Origin of the sequence: Rhodovulum iodosum, from assembly GCF_041020385.1 — a bacterium.
GTDB lineage: Bacteria > Pseudomonadota > Alphaproteobacteria > Rhodobacterales > Rhodobacteraceae > Rhodovulum > Rhodovulum iodosum.
In genome coordinates this window covers 338,278-357,589 of sequence record NZ_JBEHHI010000003.1, presented here as the reverse complement: position 1 = coordinate 357,589, position 19,312 = coordinate 338,278, and the positions used below count along the sequence as shown (strand labels likewise).

The following is a 19,312-nucleotide window of genomic DNA, read 5'->3' as shown; positions in this document are numbered from 1 at the left end:
TGCCCGATCACTCGGCCGGGGCAGTGGATTTGGATCTTCTGCGGGCCACCATCTTGATGATCGGCAGAAGGAAGAACAAGACCGACAGTGCGACAAACAGCGCCGAGAGCGGACGCTCGACGAAGACCAGGATGTTGCCCTGCTCGCCGATCAGCGCCTGTCGAAAGCTTTTTTCCATCAGCGGCCCAAGCACCAGCGCCAGCACCAGCGGCGCCAGCGGGTAGTCGGCCTTTCTGAGAACATAGCCTGCGATGCCGAAAACCGCGATCAGCCAGACGTCGTGCATCTTCTGGCTGGGGGCGAAGCCGCCGACGATGCAAAGCACCAGCACCATCGCGCAGAGCACCGAGAACGGCATCCGCAAGGCCCAGACGAAGATCGGGATCAGCGCGATGTTGATCAGCACGGCGGCGAGGTTCGCGGTGTAGAGCGAGCTGATGAGGCCCCAGACGAAATCGGGGCTTTCGATGAACAGCATCGGCCCCGGCACCAGCCCCCACATCACCATCCCGCCCAGAAGCAGCGCGGTGGTGGGCGAGCCCGGAATGCCCAGCGTCAGCATCGGCAGCAGCGAGCCGGTGGAGGCCGCGTTGTTCGCCGTCTCCGGGGCGGCCACGCCCTCGATATTGCCGCGGCCGAAGGTCTCGGGCTTTTTCGACATCGACTTGGCCATGCCATAGCTCATCAGCGCGGCCGGCGTGGCGCCGGCGGCCGGCAACATGCCCACGAAAAATCCCAGCACCGAGCCGAAGCTCATCGTCCTCCACAGCCGGTTCATGCGAACCAGCCCTGCGCGCAGCTCGGCAAAGCTCAGCCGGGCCGGGGTAACGGCGGGCGAGGTGCGCGAGGTCTCGATGGTATAGAGAACCTCGCCCACGCCGTAGACGCCGATGGCCAGCACCAGAAACGAGATGCCCGAATAAAAGCCCGGCATGTCGAAAAAGATCAGCCGCGGCTGGCCCGAGATCAGGTCGAGCCCGACGGTGGACAGCACCAGCCCGAGGCTGATCATCACGATGGTCTTGAAGATGTCGTCGCCGCCGAGACCTACGAAGGTGGTAAAGGCCATCAGGACTAGCGCGAACTCCTCGGCCGGTCCGAAGGCGAGCGCCAGATCGGCCAGCGGCACGGCGAAGATTGTAAACAGGATCACCGAGATCGTTCCGCCCACGAACGACGCGACGGCCGCGGCGATCAGCGCCAGCCCCGCCTCGCCCTTTTGCGCCATGGGTCGGCCGTCAAAGGTGGTGGCCACGGCGGTCGAGGCGCCCGGGATGCCCAGCAGGATAGAGCTGACCGCGCCGCCGTACATCGCCCCGTAATAGATCGCGGCCAACAGGATGATTGCCGAAGATGGCGGCACGATGAAGGTGAGCGGCAGCACGATGGCCACGCCATTGACCGAGCCCAGGCCGGGCATCGCCCCGATGAACAGCCCGGCGGTGACGCCGATCAGCACGATCATGATGTTCAGCGGCGAAAGCGAGGTTGCGAAACCTTCGGCGAGAAGCGCAAGTATCTCCATTCCCGGGCCCCCTCAGAAGAACTGTGCGTAAAGCGGGATGAAAAGCGGCTCGGTGATCCCCTTGGGCAGCAGGATCTTCAGCGTGACCTCGAAGAAGAAGAACAGAAAGACCGGCGTGGCAATCGTGAGTATGCCGATCAGGAGCCAGCCGTGGTGCCCGAAGATACGCAGGTAAAACACGAGAAACGCCATCAGCGCCACATAGGCCCCGACCAGCGGGGTGGCCGCGATGGTTGCGATCAAGAGGCCCGACACGCCCAGGATCTGCGGGATCGCGTCGGCGTCGGGGATGAATTTCTCGTTCTTGTGCGGCGCCGCGCGGGTGAAGCTGCGCAATAGGACGATGGCCGATGCCCCCAACATGATCGCCGACAGCCAGAACGGGAACGACCCGCCGCCGGGCCCCGAGCCCTCGACCCATCCGATCGGCAGCACCGTGGCGTGCCACATGAAATAGAGCGACAGGCCCATCAGGGCGACAGCAATGATACGGTCGGCGGCCAGCATGGCGGCTCCTTGGCGTATGTGTAGATGCAAGGAGCCGGGCGGGCTGGCGAGCCCGCCCGGCCAATAAGGGTCAGAAGAGGCTTACGAGCCCAGTTCGCCCATGCCGTCGAGGATGTTGCGGTGAACCTCGCGGCCGTTCAGCAGGAATTGTTGCAGATCATCGCCGCTCAGGAACTGCGCGTCGAGCGCTTCGTCGGCGGCGTATTTCTGCCATTCCTCGGTTTCCGAGACCTTCTTGAACAAGTCGGTGTAGTAGGCAACCGCCGCATCGGGCATGTCCTTCGGGGCGACGAAGCTGCGCTGCATCGTGTAGACGAGGTCATGGCCCAGCTCGCGCATGGTCGGCACGTCCGGGAACGCCTCGAGCCGCTCTTCCGAGAAGGTGGCGATGGGACGCGACTTGCCCGCCTTGTAAAAGCCCATCTGCTCGGCCGGGTTGTTCACGGTCGAATCGATGTGGTTGCCGATCAGGTTCTTGGCCACGGTGCCGCCGCCGTCGAACGGAACGTAGGTGTATTCGAGGCCGAACTCGTTCTCCATCATGGCGGTGACGAGGCTGTCTTCCTGGCCCGAGCCGGTGCCGCCCATCTTCCACGTGCCGCCAGCTTCCTTCACCGCGGCGACGTAGTCGTCGAGCGTCTCGATATCGCTCTCGGAGTTGACCCACAGGATGAAGTTGTCGTTGGCCATCCGGGCGATCGGGTTGAAATCTTCGATGTCCACGCCGATGTCGGTCCGCAGCGGGGTGGTGTAATAGCTGTTCAGCGTCGCCATGATGGTGTGGGCGTCGCCTTCCTTGTCCTTGAGGTAGCGCAGCGCCTCGGCGCCGGAGCCGCCGCCCTTGTTGACCGGAAGCACGGGCATGTTGGACAGATTGTTCTTCTGGATGATCGACTGGAACAGCCGCGCCAGACGGTCGGCGCCGCCGCCCTGGCCGGCCATGATGACCATCTCGATCGGTTTATTGGGCTGCCAGTCTTCGGCCATCGCCGGGCTGCCGATGGCCAGTGCGGCCGCGGTCAGGGTGGCAAGCGCCGAGCGTCGTGTGAATTTGTTCATCATGTGTATCCTCCCATTTGGAAACGCTACGTTTGTCCGCCTGATCTGCGTTGGAATTATCGCCGACGGTTCGTCTCCCGCGCTGCAAACTATTGCGTTCTTGGAAAATTCCACGAAAAAGAGAGTCGGTGTGTTAATGTGTCATTTTACAAGGGCGGATCCTGTAAGGTTGTAAACGATGGCCAAGGCACTGATCGGGTCGCAGTTGCGGCAGTTGCGCCGCCAGCACGGCCATACCCAGGCCGAAATGGCCCGCCGGCTGGATATCAGCCCGGCCTATGTCAACCTGCTGGAAAACAACCAGCGCGCCCTGTCGGTGCAGGTGCTGATGGCCCTGACCGAGGTCTATGGCGTCGACATGCGCGATTTGGTTTCGGATCGCGACACCGCGCGGCTGGCCGATCTGCGCGCGGCGGTGGCCGACCCCGCCTTTGCCGAGGACAAGCCCGACCTGCAGGAGTTGCGATCTGTGGTCGACCACGCGCCGCGGTTCGCCGACCTGTTTCTGCATCTCTACCGCAGCCATCGCAGCGCGGTTGACCATCTGGCGCGGATGGGCGGCACCGGCGCCGAGGGCGATCTGTTGCGCACCGCGCCCGAGGCCGCCATCCACGATTTCTTCCGCGACAACCGCAACTATTTCGACCCGCTGGAAACCGCCGCCGAACAGACCCGCCACCAGATCGGCGGTGCGCCCGACGACATGTACGCTTTACTGAAACGGCACCTGCGGGTGCAATTCCACGTTGACGTGACCGTCAAGAGTACCGGCGAGATGCCCGACACCCTGCGCGTGTTCGACCGGGCGGCTGGGCGCGTTCTGCTGTCCCAGTCGCTGGACCATCCCAACCGGGTGTTCCAACTGGCGCACGTGCTGGCGCTGGTCACCGCGCCCGAGTTGCTGGACCGGCTGACCGAGGCCAGCGGCATCGCCGCCGAGGCCACCCGTGCCCGCTGCCGGGTGGAGCTGGCCAACTATTTCGCGGCGGCGCTGCTGATGCCCTACGAGCGGTTTCTCGACCTTGCCGAGACGACCGAGTACGACATCGACCGGCTGGCCGCCGCCTTTGGCACGACGTTCGAACAGGTCGGCCACCGGCTGACCACCTTGCAGCGCGACGGGGCGCGGGGCGTCGGCTTTTTCCTGCTGCGGATCGACCGGGCCGGCAACGTGACCAAGCGGGTCAACGCCACCGCCTTTGCCTTGGCCGAAAAAGGCGGGGCCTGCCCCGTCTGGAACATTCACAACGCCTTTGCCACGCCCGGCGCGATCCTGCCGCAGCTGGTCGAACTGCCCGACGGCGCGCGGTATTTCACTATCAGCCGCACCAGCGACCGGCCGTCGCTCGGCACCGGGGCGGCGGAGGCGCGGCTGGTGGTGGCGCTGGGCTGCGAGCGAAGCGAGGCGCACCGCGTGGGCTATGCGCGCGCGCTCAACCTCGACCGCGGCGGGGCGGCCGCGCGGATCGGGATCAATTGCCATCTTTGCCCGCGGCCGTCCTGCCCGCAGCGCGCGCATCAGCCCATCCACATGGAGCTGCCCATCGACGCCAATCGGCGCGGCAAGACCCGCTACGAAAGCTGACCCGCGCGACGTCGCACGATCCCCGGCCCCGGGCCGGGGGGCGGTCGAGCGACGTCCGCGCCCGCTTCGATACCGTGCGCAGGGGCCGCCGGTATCCCGGCTTGTGGCGTTTCGCCCGGCGGTTTGCCTTGACGCCGCCTGTGGCGCGCGCGAACACTTAACGTGACGCAATGACGGAGCTTTTCGCAGGCATCGCCCGACAGGGCGCGGGCCGTGGCCGGGCCGGCCCTCGGTGCGGAAAGACACCTCCGTTCGGCCCGGCTGCCCAAGGCGCGCCAGCTGTGCGCCGTGCCAAGAAGGAGGGGCTGATGCGGGTCTTTACTGTACTCGGGCCGTCGCATTCGGGGAAGACGACGCTGGTGGAAGCACTGGCCGGGCTCGACGGGGGCAAGCCCCGCAAGCTCGACTTCTTCGGAGGCGCGACGGCGACCGTTTTCGATTTCATGGACGAGCCCTGGGCGGCCTTCGACATCCCCGGCGGCATGGAAAACATCGCCGAGGCGGGCCCGGTGCTGGCCGCCAGCGATGCGGCCGTGCTGTGCGTTCCGCCCGAGACCGACGCGGCGGTGCTGAGCGCGCCCTACCTGCGTGTGCTGGAAGAGGCAGGATTGCCCGTGCTGATCTTCGTCAACCGCATCGATACCGCGGCCGACCGCATCAGCGATATCGTCTCGGCGCTGCAGACCTATTGCGCCCACGGCATCGTTCTGCGGCAGGTGCCGATGCGCCAGGGCGATCAGATCGTCGGCGCGGTCGACCTGATTTCCGAGCGCGCCTGGGAATATCACGAGGGCACGCGGTCTTCGCTGGTGGAACTACCCGAGGGGATGCGCGACCGCGAGCAGGAGGCGCGCGCCGAGCTTCTGGAACAGCTGGCCGATTTCGACGACGCGCTCTTGGAACAGTTGATCGAGGACCAGCGCCCGATGACCGGCGAGGTCTACGACGTGGCGACCAAGGTGTTGCAGCATCACGACCTGGTGCCGGCGCTTCTGGGTGCGGCCTCGCACGGTAACGGCATTCTGCGGCTGATGAAGACCCTGCGCCACGAGGTGCCCGGCGTAGACGAGGTCAAGGCCCGCCTGCCCGGCGGCGACGCGGTGCTGGCGGTGGGATGCATGGCCGATCAGGTCAAGCATCTGGGCAAGACCGTGCTTGTACGCGCGCTGGACGACGGGCTGGCCGCGGGCGCGCCGCTGTGCGGCACCTCGGTCGGCAACCTCACCGAGATCGACGCCCGCACCCAGATCCAGTCGTTGAACCCGGGCGAAATCGGGCTGACGGTCAAGACCGACCACCTGACCCTCGGCAGCCTTTACGCGTCCGACGGCGCGGCAGATATGCCGGGCTGGGCGCAGCCCCACGTGCCGGTGCACCGCTGGATGGTCTCGCCCGTCCACGAAAAGGATGAAACGCGCCTGTCCACGGCGCTGGCACGGCTGACCGAGATCGACCCCGGACTGGGCATCGACCAGGACGAGAATAGCGGGCACGCGATCCTGTCGACCCAGGGGCCTTTGCACCTGCGCCGGGTGATCGACAAGCTGGCCGATTGGGTGGGAATCGAGGTCGTCACCGAAGAGGTACCCGCCACGCTATACGAGACGATCTCGAAGCCGGTCGAAAAGCACCACCGCCACCGCAAGCAATCGGGCGGGGCCGGGCAATTCGCCGATGTGCTGATCGCCGTCGCCCCGCGAGAGCGCGGCGCGGGCTTTGCCTTTTCCGAAGAGGTCAAGGGCGGCGCGGTGCCGCGCAACTATATCCCCGCGGTCGAGGCCGGGGCGCAGGACGCGCTCAAGGAGGGGCCGAACGGATACCCGGTGGTCGATGTCGCGGTGGTGCTCAAGGATGGCAAGCACCACGCGGTCGACAGCTCGGATTTCGCCTTTCGCACCGCTGGCAAGAACGCCGTCCGCGAGGCGCTGGCCGAGGCCCGGCCGTTGCTCTTGCAGCCGATCATGCGGGTCGAAATCCACGTGCCCTCGGTGTTTGCCGGGGGGCTGGTGCCCGTGATCAGCGGGCTGAAGGGCCAGGTTCTGGGCTTTGAGACGCATCCCGACCATGCCGGCTGGGACGTGTTCCGCACGCTCTTGCCGAAATCGGCCGAGCCCGAGCTTTTCCGCACCCTGGGCGGCGCGACGCGCGGCACCGCCTGGTTCACCGCCGAGCTGGACCATTACGAGGAATTGCGCGAGGCCGCGCCGGCGCATTGAAGCCTGGTCAAGGCCCGTGCTGTTCGCGGGCCGGCGGCGGGAAACCCATTTGGCAAAGATGATACGGGGCGCTCCATGTGGGCGCCCCGATCATCAACGCGGGGGCCGAGGCCGGGCGCGTTTCCTGAAAATATCGGTCGGTCGAAGCGATGTGGCGGTCCTAGCCGCCGATGCCCGGCGCCGCCCGTAGCGCGACGTTGATCCGGCTGCGGCTGGCGCCTTGTTATCGTCCCGCCGCGAAGTACGGCTGAAGAACCGCGGTCAGGCGCCCAGCCGTTTGACGTTGCCGGTTGTGATCGCCGATGCGGACGGCCCGCTCTGCATCAGGCGGTGCATCAGCCCCACGATGCCCGTCGTCCCGGTCTTGCCGTAGATCGAGTGCAGGTGCGACCGCGCGGTGGACTCGCTGATGCCGAGTTCGCTTGAAATGTCGCCGGTGTTCATCCCCTGCATGACCAGGGTGCAAATGCGGTATTCCGACCGGCTGAGATCATAGGGGTTGGACATGTCTAGGATGGCGCAGACCTCTATCGCGTCGCGCTGTGTCCGGTTGCGCGCGTGCTTGCGCCCTATCTCGCGCGTGGCGATGCCGGGTTGGCGCTGCCGCCAGCTGGAGGCCAGGTTGGGCGCGACGATTTTCAGCAAGGTGGCGTCCTCGACGCTCGGGGCGCGGTCGGCGCACAGTTCCAGCACGTCGCAATGGCGCACGTTTACGTTGAGCACGACCACCACGACCTCGGTCAGTTTGCGCGACTCCAGCCAGTCGGTGAGCGCGGTGTCGATCAGCAGGTCCTGGCGCAGCTCGGACAAAAGCCAGATCGAGCCGGGGCGCGCCTTGAACAACTGATCGCCGAGCAATGTCTGGGCGAAATGCGGTGCGGTGGCGTGCACGCCGTCGCGGTGCAGCGCGCCCTGAGAAATAAGCCGCGGCTTGTCGTTGCCCTTGCCATAACGTACCAACTGGCCGATTTCGCTGTGCAGCGCACCGGCGAGCCGGGCGAGGGAATCCTCGAAGGCGCCTTGGTTATGCAGCGCGCCCACCCAGGCGGTGACGGCATCTATACTGCGGGCCAGGTCGGCCGCCTGAAATCGCGGCCCGGTGCCGAGGTCATCGAAAAATTTTCGGTCACTAATCATCGTTTTGCTACGCTTTCCAAATGTGGCCAGTTGTGGGCCCCGAGAGCCAGATTATTGCCACATTCCGGTCTGTGAACAAATCACGACTCACCTCCTGCAAGGCCGAATTTTTCCCCCTTTCCGGACGCTCTGACGCCAAGCCCATGAATTCTCACTGAAAACCCTCGGCCAGGTTTCTGCAGTGCAACACATGGCGTGGTGTCGCGTTGTTGCCGGGCGTGGCAACAATCGCCGGAGTTTCGCCTTATTTCTGCTTAAATCCAAAGGGTAACGAGTCGGCCGGGGCGATTCGCGTTCGACATGCCGCTCGCCAAAAACGCGGCAAAAACGCGCGGGGGAAGAAGTCGGCAAGATTTTGCGCAACCCAGGGGTGAAATCCTCGTTGGTTTGATGGATGCGGGCCGATACGGCCGAGGCGTAAAATGGGGTCGATACCGGGCGACATCCGGTGTCGCTGCGGGCAAGCGGACGAACAGCCCGACAAACGCGCGAAACTGGTTAACAAGGAGTAAGACCATGCGTATCGATCTTTCCAAAGCACTCAAGAAATTCCGCCGTTCCGAATCCGGCGCCACCCTGGTGGAATATGGCATCGCGCTCATCCTCGCCATCGCGGTCGGTGGCACGCTGCTGACCAACCTGGCCACTGCGGTGCAGACCCAGATGACCGACGCCGCCGATCAGATGACCGGCACCTGATATTGGTCTCTGCTTCTTGGAGGGAGCGGCTCTTGCAGCCGTTCCCTCAAATACCCGGGACATTGTCCGCGTAGACGCTACGCGGCCTTCACAAAAAGGGTTGTCCCGATATTTCGGGACACCGGAACGTTCGCAAGTATGCCCGTTGTGACGGGGGTGGTACGTGTCGTCTTGGCCGTGCCCGGCTGTTTGGGCCGGGGGCCTGCAAGGCGCCCAGTGCGACTAGAACCTGAGAGGAATTCACCATGCGCTTCAGGTCTCTGTTGATGATGCTCATCGGAATCGCAATCGCCGGGGGCTCGGTCTTCTTTGCACAGGATTTCCTGTCCGATACACAGTCGAACACGGCCAGCGCCAAGGTAGAGCCGGACCTCGTGGATATCGTGGTCGCCCGCGCTCCGATCAGCTACGGAATGGCCATCGAGTCGCATCTCGTGACCACCCAGAAATGGCCGAAAGAAGCCGTGCCGCCCGGTGCGCACACGTCCTATGCCGCAGTACTGCCGCAGGGTAGCGGCGCGCCGCGCCGCGCGAAATACACCATGGCGCCCGGCGAGGTGCTGCTCGATTCCAAGCTGTCGGGCTTTGGCGAAAAGGTGACGATCGTCCAGAAACTTGGCGCCAACAGCCGCGCGATGGCCCTCAAGGTCGACGCGGTCAGCGGTGTGGGCGGCTTCGTGACGCCGGGCGACCGCGTGGATATCGTGCTGACCCAGGGCCGAGGCTCTGACATGAGCGCGGTCACGGTTTTGCAGAACATCCTGGTGATCGGCGTCGACCAGCAGGCCGACCAGAATACCGACCAGCCCTCGGTCGCGCGCACGGTGACCGTCGAGGTGGCGCCGGACCAGAGCCAGATCCTGGCGCTGGCGCAAAAGGCCGGCTCGCTGAGCCTGACGCTGCGCACGCTCGACTCCGACGGCGAAGAAGACAAGCCGCTGGACAAGGTCAAACTGCGCGACCTGCTGCGTGAGAAATCGCCGATTCCGCAGGACGAGCGCGGCCCGACGATCATCATTCGCCGCGGCACGACGGCCGAGGTCGTCGACGTCAACTGAGAACGCATCGCGGCATGACCCGAAGCGTTTGCAACATTGTGAGGATTGGGGCGATGGAACGGCGTTCGAAAATTGCACAGTTCGCACATTCGACAAAGGGGTCGATAGCGGTACTGTGGGCGATGAGCCTGGTGGTCCTGCTGGGCCTCGTGGCGCTGTCGTTCGATTTCGGCCGCATGGCATCGACCCAGGCCGAGCTGCAATCCTACGCCGACCACGTGGCGCTGGCCGCCGGCGGCGAGCTGGACGGAAAGTCCGACGCGATCACGCGGGCCCAGGCCGCCGCGGCCAACCTGGTCTCCGACAGCCAGACCTTTGCCGAGGGCGTTCGGGCGCTGAGCGGCGACACCAACTACACCCTGAGCTTCCATTCCTCCCTGCCCAGCAGCGATCTTTCGGCGGTCGGCAGCACGACCACCGACCCGGCGCTTGCCAGCTACGTGCGCGTCCTCGTGAACACGCGCAATGTGCGCTACACCTTTTACAGTGCCTTCAACGCCCTACTGGACGGCACGACGCCGGCGGACGCGCAGGTCAATGCCGTGGCGGTGGCGGGCTACACGCAATACGCCTGCGACGTCACCCCGCTGATGTTCTGCCTGCCCGAGGTTCCGTTCCCGGCCGAAGACAATGTCGGACGGCTGATCCAGCTGCGGTCGGGCGGCAACGGCGCGGGGGCCTGGGGGCCCGGCGATTTCGGGTTTCTTCTGCCGCTCGGGTCGGGCTACGACATTTCCTCGGTTATCGACGACGAGGGCGCGTGCAGCGGTCTGAGCAGCGCGGTGCAGATCGCCTCGTGCATCATGGGTGCCTACGGCAACCTCGCACGGTGCTACAGCACCCGCGGCGTCGACGTGATGACGGGCCAGGGCAACGGCCTGACCTCGGCGGCGTTCAACACGCGTTTCGATCTTTACCGTGCGACGATGACCGGCGAGCGCAACGTCGCTGATTTCGCCCCGGCGCCAAACGTCATCAAGGGGATCATCCCGAACGGCGGAGGGTCGTGTATCGGCAATCGCGAACGGCCTTCGCCGACGTCCATGGGTTTGCCGCGCGACAACTGCTTTTACCCCTTTCCCGGCACCTGTACCAACCGCGTCGGCAGCGGGAACTGGAGCGATAATTGCAACGCCTATTTCCAGACGAACTATGTCGACAACGGCGTCGCCATTCCCGCCTGGGCCGCCGGCGCCTGCACCTGGGACCCGCTTGCCGGCGAAATGGGCATGACCCGCTGGGAGGTCTACAAGGCAGAGATCGACGCGGCCGGCGGGCTGGCCTCGACCACGCCGCTGTTGAACAGCCCCGACGAGACCGGCCGCGGGTCCTGCAGCAGCCAGCCGCAAATTCAGGATTACGATCGGCGGATGGTCATCGCGGCGGGCATCGATTGCGTTTCCCACCCGATCAACGGCCGCGCCACGGACGTGCCGGTGGAAGAGTATTACAAGGTCTTCATGACCGAGCCGGTCGGCGATGACGGCACCACGCCGCCCAATGTCGATATCTGGGGCGAGATCATCGGCTCTGCCGGTGGCAGCGGCGCCGGCAGCGGCGGGCTGGGCTCGGTTTTTCACGATGTCGTGCAGCTTTACCGGTGATGGACATGGCCGCTCTCAAACGCAACATCGGACGGTCACGGGCAGCACGCTTCGCGCGGGCCGAGGGCGGGGTGGCGCTGATTGAATTCGCCCTGTTCCTGCCGCTGGTTCTGCTTGTCTTTTCGGTGATGCTCGAGGCCTCGCGCACCTTCTGGTCTTTCCAGAGCGCGATCTCGGGCGTGCGGGACGCGACCCGCTATCTCAGCCGCGTCGTGCCCGGCGATATCTGCCAGCCGACGCCGCCGGGGCCGGGGGCGCTGGTGGGCTATACCGCGACCCTCACGACCATCGTCTCGCAATCCTACAGCTCGACGCGGTCGGCCTTCGGCACCGGGGTAAGCGTGGATTCCGTGACGCCCACGCTGGCCTGTATTGCAGGCTCTTACAGGGGCGGCTCGGCGCCCGTCGCCACGGTGACCGCCGCGGTGACCATCACCCACCCGCTGGCGGGGGCGTTCACACTGTTCGGGGCGCCCTTCGGCCCGACGACGACAACGATCAGCGACCAGGCGAGGATTTACGGCCAATGACCCGCGGTCCCCTCATATCCCTGCTGCGGCGCCGTCTTCGCCATGCCCTGCTGGATACCGCGGGCACGACCCTGGTGGAATTCGCCATCGTTCTGTCGCTGTTCCTGCTGCTGTTTCTCGGGCTGATCGATTTCGGCCGGATGTCGTTCAACTGGGTGATGGCGCAAAAGGCGACGCAGATGGCCGCACGCATTGCCACGGTGCGCCCGCCGGTCTGCGGCGGCTTGCCCGAGTTCCACTCCCGCGGCACGGTGCCGACGGGCACCACGGCGCCCGGCTACGGCACCTTTTGCCGCACCGCCTCGTGGGTTTGCGCGGACCCCGGCACGTTCAGCTGCCCCGGCGCGTCGACGAACGCCACGGCGCAGGAGATCTGGGACCGGGTCGCCCCGCTTTTGCCGAACACCGCGACCGTGGCCAACCTGCAGTTCACATACGATTTCGACTCCCAGTTGGGCTTTCTCGGTGGGCCGTACACGCCGATGGTGACGGTCGAGCTTCAAAACATGCAATTCGATTTCGTTTCGCCGCTGGGAGGGCTGGCGCAACTGGCCGGTGCCGGGTCGTCGAGCCTTGGCTCGCCCATCTCCATGCCGTCTTTCAGCGCGTCGCTGCCGGGCGAGGATCTGGCGGCTGGGAATGACGGGTAGGGGGCAGCCATGGAAAGCCGAAAACAGGAGAGCGACATGATTGAGAAACGACAGAGCGTGCTTGTCATCTCGGACAACACTTCGGTTGCCTCCGCGATCTCGGATGCGCTGAGCGAAGACGGGTCGATCTCGGTCAAGACCGAGCAGGGCGGATTTGCCCAGATGAACGGCCACGCCGCGTCGCTTGCCTTCGAGAACGACGTGGTCGTGTTCGATGCCGACCCCGCCAATCATGAAGAGATCCGCGCGATAGAGGCGCTGCTGAGCAAGCAGACCGGCCAGACCCGGTTCATCGCGTTGACCGGCGACGACCTGACCCTCGCCGAGGCCACCAAGCTGCGCAAGATGGGCATCGACGAAGTGCTGCCCTTCGCCTCTTTCGGGGCCGAATTGCAGAGGGCGATACACAGGCCGCGCGAAGCGTTGGTGCCCGAGACGCATGGCGGCGGCGGGCGGCAGGGCGAGGCTCTGGCGGTGCCGGAGTACCACGGCGGCGCCGGGCGGCAGGGCGAGGTTCTGGCGGTGGCGCAGGCGCGCGGCGGTATCGGCGCGACGACGCTGGCGGTGAACCTGGCCTGCAGCCTGCTGGACCGTCGCGGCCTGCGAAAGAAAGAGGTGCGCAACCGCGTCGCCCTCGTCGATTTCGATTTGCAGTACGGAAACGCCAACGTCTTTCTCGACATCGAGGACGATGGCGCGATGGTCGAGCTGATCCGCAGCCGCGGGTCGATCGGGTCGTACCTTACCGAGACCGTTATGGTGAAACATTCCTCGGGCCTGCACGTGCTGCCCGCGCCGGCGGATTTCGTGCCGCTCGACGCGCTGACCGAAGACCGGGTGGCCGAGATCATCGACTCGCTGCGGCGCGAATACGATTACGTCGTGATCGACATGCCCCGCGCGATGGTGAACTGGCTGGCGCCGATCCTGTCGCGCGCGACGCGGATGTTCGTGGTGACGGATTCATCGGTGCCCTGCATGCGCCACGCAAAGCGGATCATCGATTTCTACCGCGAAGATATCGTCAACTTGCCCGTCGAGATCGTCGTCAATCACGAGTCCAAGCCCCTGTTCCTCGCCGAGCACCACAAGGAGGCGTCCAAGCTTCTGGGTGTGAAGCTGACGCACTGGATTCCGAACGATCACAAGACCGCCCGGCGTGCGGTCGATCTGGGCAAGCCCGTCGTCATCGATTCCAGCGGATCGGCGATGGCCAAGGCTTTGAAGAACATTGCTTCTGCGACCCTCAAGTCGCTCGAAGTGCAAGATACTATTGGAAGATAGAAAGGGCGTCGGAACATGTTCAAGAATTTTAATGCGCAGGGCAATACCTCCGACGACCCGGTCGTAGCGATGTCCAAGACGACTGGCATCGCGGTCGCCAGGTCGGCGATGAAACCCGTCGTGACCGAGACGATCGACGAAGAGCTTCAGCACCATCTCGATCTGAAGAACCGCCTGCACGAGGCGCTGCTCGACCGTCTGAACCTGTCGGTGATCGAGAAGGTCGAGAAATCCGAGCTGCGCCGCCAGATAGGCAGCCTGGTTGCGGACATCCTGAAGGAAGACGGCATCCTGATGCGCGCCGACGCGACGGCACGCGTCGTCGACGAACTGATCGACGAGGTGCTGGGCCTCGGCCCGCTCGAGCCGCTGCTCGCGGACCCGACGGTGAACGATATTCTCGTCAACTCGCACAAGACGGTGTTCGTCGAACGGTTCGGTGTACTGGAACGCACACCTGTGCGCTTTCGTGACGAGCGGCACCTGCTGCGGATCATCGACAAGATCGTGTCGCGCATCGGCCGGCGCGTGGATGAATCGCAGCCCTGGGTGGACGCCCGCCTGGAGGACGGCAGCCGGGTCAACGCCATCATTCGCCCTTGTTCGATCGACGGGCCCTCGCTGTCGATCCGCAAATTCTCGCGCAATCCGCTGACGCTGGAGCGGCTGATCGAGCAGGGCTCGCTGACACCGATGACGGCCGAGCTGTTGCAGGGCCTCGTCGAGGCGCGGCTGAACGTTCTGATCTCGGGGGGCACCGGTTCGGGCAAGACGACGATGCTGAACGCGATGTCCTCGTTCATCGACCCGCGCCAGCGCATCGTCACCATCGAGGACGCGGCCGAACTGCAGCTTCAGCAGGAACACGTGGTGCGGCTGGAAACCCGCCCGCCCAGCACCGAGGGAACCGGTGCGGTCAGCCAGCGCGACCTGGTGCGTAACGCGCTGCGGATGCGGCCCGACCGCATCATCGTGGGCGAGGTGCGCGGCGCCGAGGCGTTCGACATGCTGCAGGCGATGAATACCGGCCACGACGGTTCGATGACCACGATCCACGCCAACAGCGCGCGCGATGCCATGGGCCGTCTGGAACAGATGGTTACCATGATGGGCGCCGATCTGCCCGCGCGCACGATCCGGGCCACGATCGCCTCGGGCATCCATGTGGTGCTGCAGCTGGCGCGTCTCAGCGACGGCAAGCGCAAGGTGGTGAGCCTGAGCGAGATCACCGGCATGGAGGGTGACGTGATTACGATGCAGGACATCGTGGTCTTCAAGCGCCGCGGCAAGTCGGAAGCAGGCGAAGTCCTGGGCGATTTCGTCACCACCGGCATCCGGCCGAAATTCATCGAGGACCTTCAGGCGGCTGGCGTCGACATCCCGCCGGAGATGTTCCTGCGCGATGAGGTGATGTGATGTTTCAGTATTTCGGCAATTCGGAGATCCTGTTCGTCGTCTACGTGCTGGTTTTCGTAGGCGTGCTGCTGGCGTTCGAGGGGTTGCGCCAGGCCCTGATGTATAATTCCAGCGACGCCGCGGCGCGAAACCGCCGCCTCAGGGCGATGCGTCGGGGTGCCAGCACGGCGGAGGTTCTGGAGCTCCTGCGACCGCCCAAGCAAGGCGGCCTTTTGGGCCTGATCCCCTATTTCGGCAACCTTCGGCAGCTGCTCAGCCAAGCCGGGCTGACGATTTCACCGCCGGTATTCATCGCGATTTGCCTGCTGTCCTCGGTGCCGGTCTACATTTTCGCGTCGCGCTACGTCGATCCGGGCCTGGCCGCCATGGGTGCCATCGCGGTTGTGCTGTTCTTTCCCATGGCCCTGGTCTACGACGCCCGGAAAAAGCGCATGGAAAAGCTTGAAAAGCAGCTTCCCGACGCGCTTGACCTCATGGCACGGGGTCTCAGGGTCGGCCACCCGCTGAACGCGACCGTGGCCAGCGTGGCGCAGGAAATGCCCGATCCCATAGGCTCTGAGTTCGGCATCCTCCTCGACCAGGTCAGCTACGGCGACGACATTGCGACAGGGTTCGCCGATCTTGCTGAAAGGATCGGCACCGAAGATGTGCAGATGCTGTCGGTCAGCGTCGGTATCCAGCACGGCACGGGCGGCAACCTGGCGCGGATCCTCGAGGTCCTCGCGCAAGTGATCCGCGACCGATCGACAATGCGCCGCAAGATCCGCGCCTTGTCCTCGGAAGGCCGGCTGTCGGCCAATATCCTGTCGGCGCTGCCGGTCCTGATCTATGCCATCATGTCGGTCCTCGTGCCCTCGTTCTACGGCGATATCAAGGACGATCCGCTGTTCCTACCGATTGCCATTGCCATCGTGACCCTCGTGTTTCTCAACTTTATCATGCTGAAAAAGCTGGTGAATTTCGATTTTTAAACGCCGAAAGGTGGGTGCGCCATGTACGAAGATTTCGTGGAACTTCTACAATCCTTTGAGCTGACGCCCAACACGCTGGCGTTGATGGGCGTGGGTGTCGGGGTTCTCATCATCTTCTACGGATTGGCGGGCGCAACCGCTGAACCCTCGCCGGTGACACGCCGTATGCGCGCGTCGCGTGCGAAAGCGGCAGCGGGCTTCGACGGCCAGCTGATCCGGGCGGGCGACAGCACACCGAGCGGCCTGATGAAGACCGTTGTACCCGTCTCGAAAGAGCGTCGGTCCGACATCGCGCGCAAGCTGGCGATGGCCGGCAAACGCGGCGACCACGCGGTGCGGAACTTCTTCCTCGTGCGTTCCGTGCTGGCCCTGTGCTTGCCGCTTCTGTTCATCGGCTTTCTTCTGCTGAACGCGGCGGTCGATCTGCCGGCCCCCATTGCCGAGTTCGTATCGCAAATCGGCCGCAACGATACGCTGAGGATTCTGACGGTTCTGGTCGCCGCCGGCTTTTTTGCCCCTTCGTTGTGGCTGAAATCGCGGATCGAAGAGCGACAGAAGGCGATCAGAAAGGCGTTTCCCAACACGCTGGACCTGTTGCAGGTCGCGGTGGAGGCCGGCCTCGGGTTCGACGCGGCGATGCTGCGGGTGGCGCAGGAAATGTCGAAAACCTCTCCGGAAATCTCCGAGGAATTCATCGCGGCGCAGCAGGAAATCAACGCGGGCAAGGAACGCGACCGTGCCTTGCGCGACATGGCCAACCGCATGGGCGTGGAAGAGGTGACAGCCTTCGTCAACGTGATCCTGCAATCGATGGAATTCGGCACCAGCGTTTCGCGTGCCCTGACCACCTACGCCGCCGAAATGCGCCTGCGCCGCGAGTTGAGAGCGCAGGAAAAGGCGAACCGCCTGCCGGTTCAGATGTCCGCTGTTCTGGCGACGCTGATGCTGCCCGCGCTGCTGATGATTTCGCTGACGCCGACGGTGATCCGCTACATTCGGTTCTTCGAAACCTACTGAGCGCGGCGCGGATCGGCCTCAGGCCGCATTGCGAACAAAGTCGATCAACGCTGGCGCGATCTCGTCGCGCCAGCGTGCGCCGTGAAACAGCGAGAAATGACCGCAATCCGCCACCACCAGGCGCCCGCGGCGCCGCGCGGGCAGGGCAGGGCAGAGCGCATGGGCGGCGGCCGTCTGTCCGGGTGCGGCGATATCGTCAACCTCTCCCTCGACGGTCATCAGCGCGGTGCCCGACATCGCGTCGGGCCGGACCGGCGCGCCCTCGAATAACAGCCGGCCGCGCGCCAGGGCGCGCTCGTGAAAAACCCGGGCGATGTTCTCGACATAGTTCTCGCCGTCGATATCCATCACCGAGGTGCACAGGTCGAGAAACGGAAAATGGCCGGGGTCGGTCCCGTCGTCGTGGCGCATCTTTCGCGCGATCTCGGCGTCGCCCGTGGCGCGGCGGCCGATATAGCTGTTGACCGCGGCAAGTTGCATCCAGGCGGGGTAGACCATGCGCCCGGCGCCGGCATAGCGGTGCGACACCGGCCAGAGCGGCACCGTGCGATACCAGCTGATCGGCCGGTCGCGCAAAAGCCGCACCAGGCCCGTGGGGTTGGCCATGGCGTCGACGGGCGCGGCGATCAGCGCCAGCGCCGCGGGCACCGCCGGGTCGCCCGCCTCGCTCAGCCGGGCGGTGGCGGCCAGCGCCGGCACGCCCCCCTGGCAAAGCGCCACCACGTGCCCGCCGGACCCCATGGCGCGGATTGCCGCATGCACGGCGGCGATATTGGCCTCGAAGCCGAAGCTGCCGGCCGTGCGCGGCACGTGGCGGGCGTTGACCCAATCCAGCACGAAGACCCGGTACCGGGCCAGAAGCGTCACGATCATGTCGCGCAAAAGCGGTGCGAATTGGCCCGAGATCGGCGGCACGATCAATAGGGGTTCCGCCGGCGGCGCGTCGAGCCGGGTGAGTTCGGACAGGATGTAGAACGGGTGCGCCCGCACCTCGCGCCGGCCGACGGGCGCGCCCTCGGTGCCGACACGCATCCGCGCCACGCCGAGCGCGCGCAGGGCAGGCTGGTCGGCCCCGGCCCAGAGCCGGCTGCCCGTCATCGGGCTGTCGCTGCGTGAATAGGCGCCGTCCATCCCACGTTGCCTCAACGGTAGCAGAACGCACAATAGCATGCCCCAGCCCGCTACCGGCGTTATAATTATTTCACGGGCTGCCTCTATGCTGCAGGTGCGAAATGGCGTATCCGCCCAGCGCGACACGCACCGCAGGCAGCAGCAGGAGACAGGCCATGTTTTCACTCCAGGGCACCACGGCGCTCGTGGTCGGGATCGCCAACGATCGCTCTATCGCATGGGGCTGCGCCCGGGCGCTGAAGGCGCAGGGCGCCAGGATCGCCGTCACCTATCTCAACGACAAGGCCGAGCCCCATGTTCGCCCGCTGGCCGAAGAACTGGGCGCCGAGATCATCCGGCCGCTCGACGTGCAGGACGCCGATCAGATGACGGCGCTGTTCGGCGAGATCGCCGAGAGGTGGGGCCGTCTGGATACCGCGTTGCATTCCATAGCTTTTTGCCCCCGCGAGGATCTGCATGGCCGCGTGGTGGACTGCTCGGCCAAGGGGTTCGGGCTGGCGATGGACGTCTCGGTGCATTCCTTCCTGCGGATGATCCGCCATGCCGAGCCCCTGATGCCCGATGGCGGCACCTGCATGACCGTCTCGTTCCAGGGGGCGAGCCGCGTGGTGGAGCACTACAACATCATGGGTCCGGTCAAGGCTGCGCTCGAATCCGTCGTGCGCTACGCCGCGGCCGAGCTGGGCCCCAAGGGTATTTCCGTGCATGCGCTCTCGCCCGGGCCGATGGCCACACGCGCCGCATCCGGCATTGCCGAATTCGACGAATTACTCGATGCTGCGGCGCAGCGAGCTCCCACTCACCACCTTGCCACCATCGAAGACGTGGGCGCCTATTGCGCCTTCCTGGCCAGCCGACAGGCGTCGAACGTCACCGGCGGCGTGCACCCCATAGACGGCGGCTACGGCATCGTCGGCTAAAGG

At 65.2% G+C, this 19,312-nt stretch carries 17 protein-coding genes; 12 read left to right on the top strand and 5 right to left on the bottom strand.

Features of this window, described 5'->3' with window-relative positions; genetic code table 11:
• Positions 1-7: 7 nt before the first annotated feature.
• The 3 genes from Ga0609869_RS15690 to Ga0609869_RS15680 all read right to left on the bottom strand — a co-directional run bounded on the left by Ga0609869_RS15690 (position 8) and on the right by Ga0609869_RS15680 (position 3,091).
• The gene (locus tag Ga0609869_RS15690; RefSeq protein WP_125404729.1) at positions 8-1,525 is read right to left on the bottom strand and encodes a tripartite tricarboxylate transporter permease; all 1,518 of its coding nucleotides are present in this window, start codon (positions 1,523-1,525) and stop codon (positions 8-10) included.
• A gap of 12 nt (positions 1,526-1,537) precedes the next feature.
• Positions 1,538-2,032, bottom strand: coding sequence for a tripartite tricarboxylate transporter TctB family protein (locus Ga0609869_RS15685; protein ID WP_125404731.1), 495 nt, complete (start codon positions 2,030-2,032; stop codon positions 1,538-1,540).
• 81 nt (positions 2,033-2,113) lie between these two features.
• Positions 2,114-3,091, bottom strand: a complete 978-nt coding sequence (locus Ga0609869_RS15680; RefSeq protein WP_245972226.1) for a Bug family tripartite tricarboxylate transporter substrate binding protein — start codon at positions 3,089-3,091, stop codon at positions 2,114-2,116.
• A gap of 178 nt (positions 3,092-3,269) precedes the next feature.
• On the opposite strand from Ga0609869_RS15680, the gene Ga0609869_RS15675 reads away from it, so the two are divergent.
• A complete protein-coding gene (locus Ga0609869_RS15675) occupies positions 3,270-4,676 on the top strand; it encodes a helix-turn-helix domain-containing protein (protein WP_125404734.1) in 1,407 nt (468 codons plus the stop codon).
• A 308-nt stretch (positions 4,677-4,984) separates the two neighbouring features.
• Positions 4,985-6,892, top strand: a complete 1,908-nt coding sequence (locus tag Ga0609869_RS15670) for an elongation factor G (RefSeq protein ID WP_125404736.1) — start codon at positions 4,985-4,987, stop codon at positions 6,890-6,892.
• Positions 6,893-7,153: 261 nt separating this feature from the next.
• On the opposite strand, the gene Ga0609869_RS15665 is transcribed toward Ga0609869_RS15670, so the two are convergent.
• Positions 7,154-8,029 (bottom strand): helix-turn-helix transcriptional regulator, encoded by an 876-nt coding sequence (locus Ga0609869_RS15665; RefSeq protein WP_125404738.1) that lies wholly within the window; start codon positions 8,027-8,029, stop codon positions 7,154-7,156.
• Between the two features lie 516 nt (positions 8,030-8,545).
• Between Ga0609869_RS15665 and Ga0609869_RS15660 the strand changes: the two genes are divergently transcribed.
• From Ga0609869_RS15660 to Ga0609869_RS15620, 9 genes are all read left to right on the top strand, one after another.
• Positions 8,546-8,728, top strand: coding sequence for a Flp family type IVb pilin (locus tag Ga0609869_RS15660; RefSeq protein ID WP_125404739.1), 183 nt, complete (start codon positions 8,546-8,548; stop codon positions 8,726-8,728).
• 245 nt (positions 8,729-8,973) lie between these two features.
• A complete protein-coding gene (gene cpaB / locus Ga0609869_RS15655) occupies positions 8,974-9,786 on the top strand; it encodes a Flp pilus assembly protein CpaB (protein WP_125404741.1) in 813 nt (270 codons plus the stop codon).
• A gap of 14 nt (positions 9,787-9,800) precedes the next feature.
• The gene (locus tag Ga0609869_RS15650) at positions 9,801-11,390 is read left to right on the top strand and encodes a pilus assembly protein TadG-related protein (protein WP_369022873.1); all 1,590 of its coding nucleotides are present in this window, start codon (positions 9,801-9,803) and stop codon (positions 11,388-11,390) included.
• Positions 11,391-11,395: 5 nt separating this feature from the next.
• Complete coding sequence (locus Ga0609869_RS15645; protein WP_170168803.1) at positions 11,396-11,920, top strand: TadE/TadG family type IV pilus assembly protein; 525 nt, start codon at positions 11,396-11,398, stop codon at positions 11,918-11,920.
• Positions 11,917-12,570 (top strand): TadE/TadG family type IV pilus assembly protein, encoded by a 654-nt coding sequence (locus tag Ga0609869_RS15640; protein ID WP_125404747.1) that lies wholly within the window; start codon positions 11,917-11,919, stop codon positions 12,568-12,570. Before Ga0609869_RS15645 ends, Ga0609869_RS15640 begins: the two co-directional genes overlap by 4 nt.
• A gap of 36 nt (positions 12,571-12,606) precedes the next feature.
• Positions 12,607-13,854, top strand: coding sequence for a CpaE/TadZ family protein (locus tag Ga0609869_RS15635; protein WP_170168804.1), 1,248 nt, complete (start codon positions 12,607-12,609; stop codon positions 13,852-13,854).
• 15 nt (positions 13,855-13,869) lie between these two features.
• Positions 13,870-15,270: a TadA family conjugal transfer-associated ATPase gene (locus Ga0609869_RS15630; protein WP_211336800.1), complete on the top strand. Its 1,401-nt coding sequence runs from the start codon at positions 13,870-13,872 to the stop codon at positions 15,268-15,270.
• A complete protein-coding gene (locus tag Ga0609869_RS15625) occupies positions 15,270-16,241 on the top strand; it encodes a type II secretion system F family protein (protein ID WP_125404750.1) in 972 nt (323 codons plus the stop codon). The genes Ga0609869_RS15630 and Ga0609869_RS15625 overlap by 1 nt, the downstream gene beginning before the upstream one ends.
• 21 nt (positions 16,242-16,262) lie before the next feature.
• Positions 16,263-17,258, top strand: a complete 996-nt coding sequence (locus Ga0609869_RS15620; protein ID WP_125404752.1) for a type II secretion system F family protein — start codon at positions 16,263-16,265, stop codon at positions 17,256-17,258.
• Between the two features lie 18 nt (positions 17,259-17,276).
• On the opposite strand, the gene Ga0609869_RS15615 is transcribed toward Ga0609869_RS15620, so the two are convergent.
• A complete protein-coding gene (locus Ga0609869_RS15615; protein ID WP_125404753.1) occupies positions 17,277-18,389 on the bottom strand; it encodes a polyhydroxyalkanoate depolymerase in 1,113 nt (370 codons plus the stop codon).
• 155 nt (positions 18,390-18,544) lie between these two features.
• On the opposite strand from Ga0609869_RS15615, the gene fabI reads away from it, so the two are divergent.
• Entirely contained in the window at positions 18,545-19,309 is a 765-nt protein-coding gene (gene fabI, locus Ga0609869_RS15610; protein ID WP_125404755.1) for an enoyl-ACP reductase FabI, read from the top strand.
• The last annotated feature ends 3 nt before the right edge of the window (positions 19,310-19,312 follow it).

Bases quoted from the DNA above. Each gene is read 5' to 3' on its own strand.
- Ga0609869_RS15690 (WP_125404729.1), bottom strand. From the start codon at position 1,525: ATGGAGATACTTGCGCTTCTCGCCGAAGGTTTCGCAACCTCGCTTTCG.
- Ga0609869_RS15685 (WP_125404731.1), bottom strand. From the start codon at position 2,032: ATGCTGGCCGCCGACCGTATCATTGCTGTCGCCCTGATGGGCCTGTCG.
- Ga0609869_RS15680 (WP_245972226.1), bottom strand. From the start codon at position 3,091: ATGAACAAATTCACACGACGCTCGGCGCTTGCCACCCTGACCGCGGCC.
- Ga0609869_RS15675 (WP_125404734.1), top strand. From the start codon at position 3,270: ATGGCCAAGGCACTGATCGGGTCGCAGTTGCGGCAGTTGCGCCGCCAG.
- Ga0609869_RS15670 (WP_125404736.1), top strand. From the start codon at position 4,985: ATGCGGGTCTTTACTGTACTCGGGCCGTCGCATTCGGGGAAGACGACG.
- Ga0609869_RS15665 (WP_125404738.1), bottom strand. From the start codon at position 8,029: ATGATTAGTGACCGAAAATTTTTCGATGACCTCGGCACCGGGCCGCGA.
- Ga0609869_RS15660 (WP_125404739.1), top strand. From the start codon at position 8,546: ATGCGTATCGATCTTTCCAAAGCACTCAAGAAATTCCGCCGTTCCGAA.
- cpaB (WP_125404741.1), top strand. From the start codon at position 8,974: ATGCGCTTCAGGTCTCTGTTGATGATGCTCATCGGAATCGCAATCGCC.
- Ga0609869_RS15650 (WP_369022873.1), top strand. From the start codon at position 9,801: ATGACCCGAAGCGTTTGCAACATTGTGAGGATTGGGGCGATGGAACGG.
- Ga0609869_RS15645 (WP_170168803.1), top strand. From the start codon at position 11,396: ATGGCCGCTCTCAAACGCAACATCGGACGGTCACGGGCAGCACGCTTC.
- Ga0609869_RS15640 (WP_125404747.1), top strand. From the start codon at position 11,917: ATGACCCGCGGTCCCCTCATATCCCTGCTGCGGCGCCGTCTTCGCCAT.
- Ga0609869_RS15635 (WP_170168804.1), top strand. From the start codon at position 12,607: ATGATTGAGAAACGACAGAGCGTGCTTGTCATCTCGGACAACACTTCG.
- Ga0609869_RS15630 (WP_211336800.1), top strand. From the start codon at position 13,870: ATGTTCAAGAATTTTAATGCGCAGGGCAATACCTCCGACGACCCGGTC.
- Ga0609869_RS15625 (WP_125404750.1), top strand. From the start codon at position 15,270: ATGTTTCAGTATTTCGGCAATTCGGAGATCCTGTTCGTCGTCTACGTG.
- Ga0609869_RS15620 (WP_125404752.1), top strand. From the start codon at position 16,263: ATGTACGAAGATTTCGTGGAACTTCTACAATCCTTTGAGCTGACGCCC.
- Ga0609869_RS15615 (WP_125404753.1), bottom strand. From the start codon at position 18,389: ATGGACGGCGCCTATTCACGCAGCGACAGCCCGATGACGGGCAGCCGG.
- fabI (WP_125404755.1), top strand. From the start codon at position 18,545: ATGTTTTCACTCCAGGGCACCACGGCGCTCGTGGTCGGGATCGCCAAC.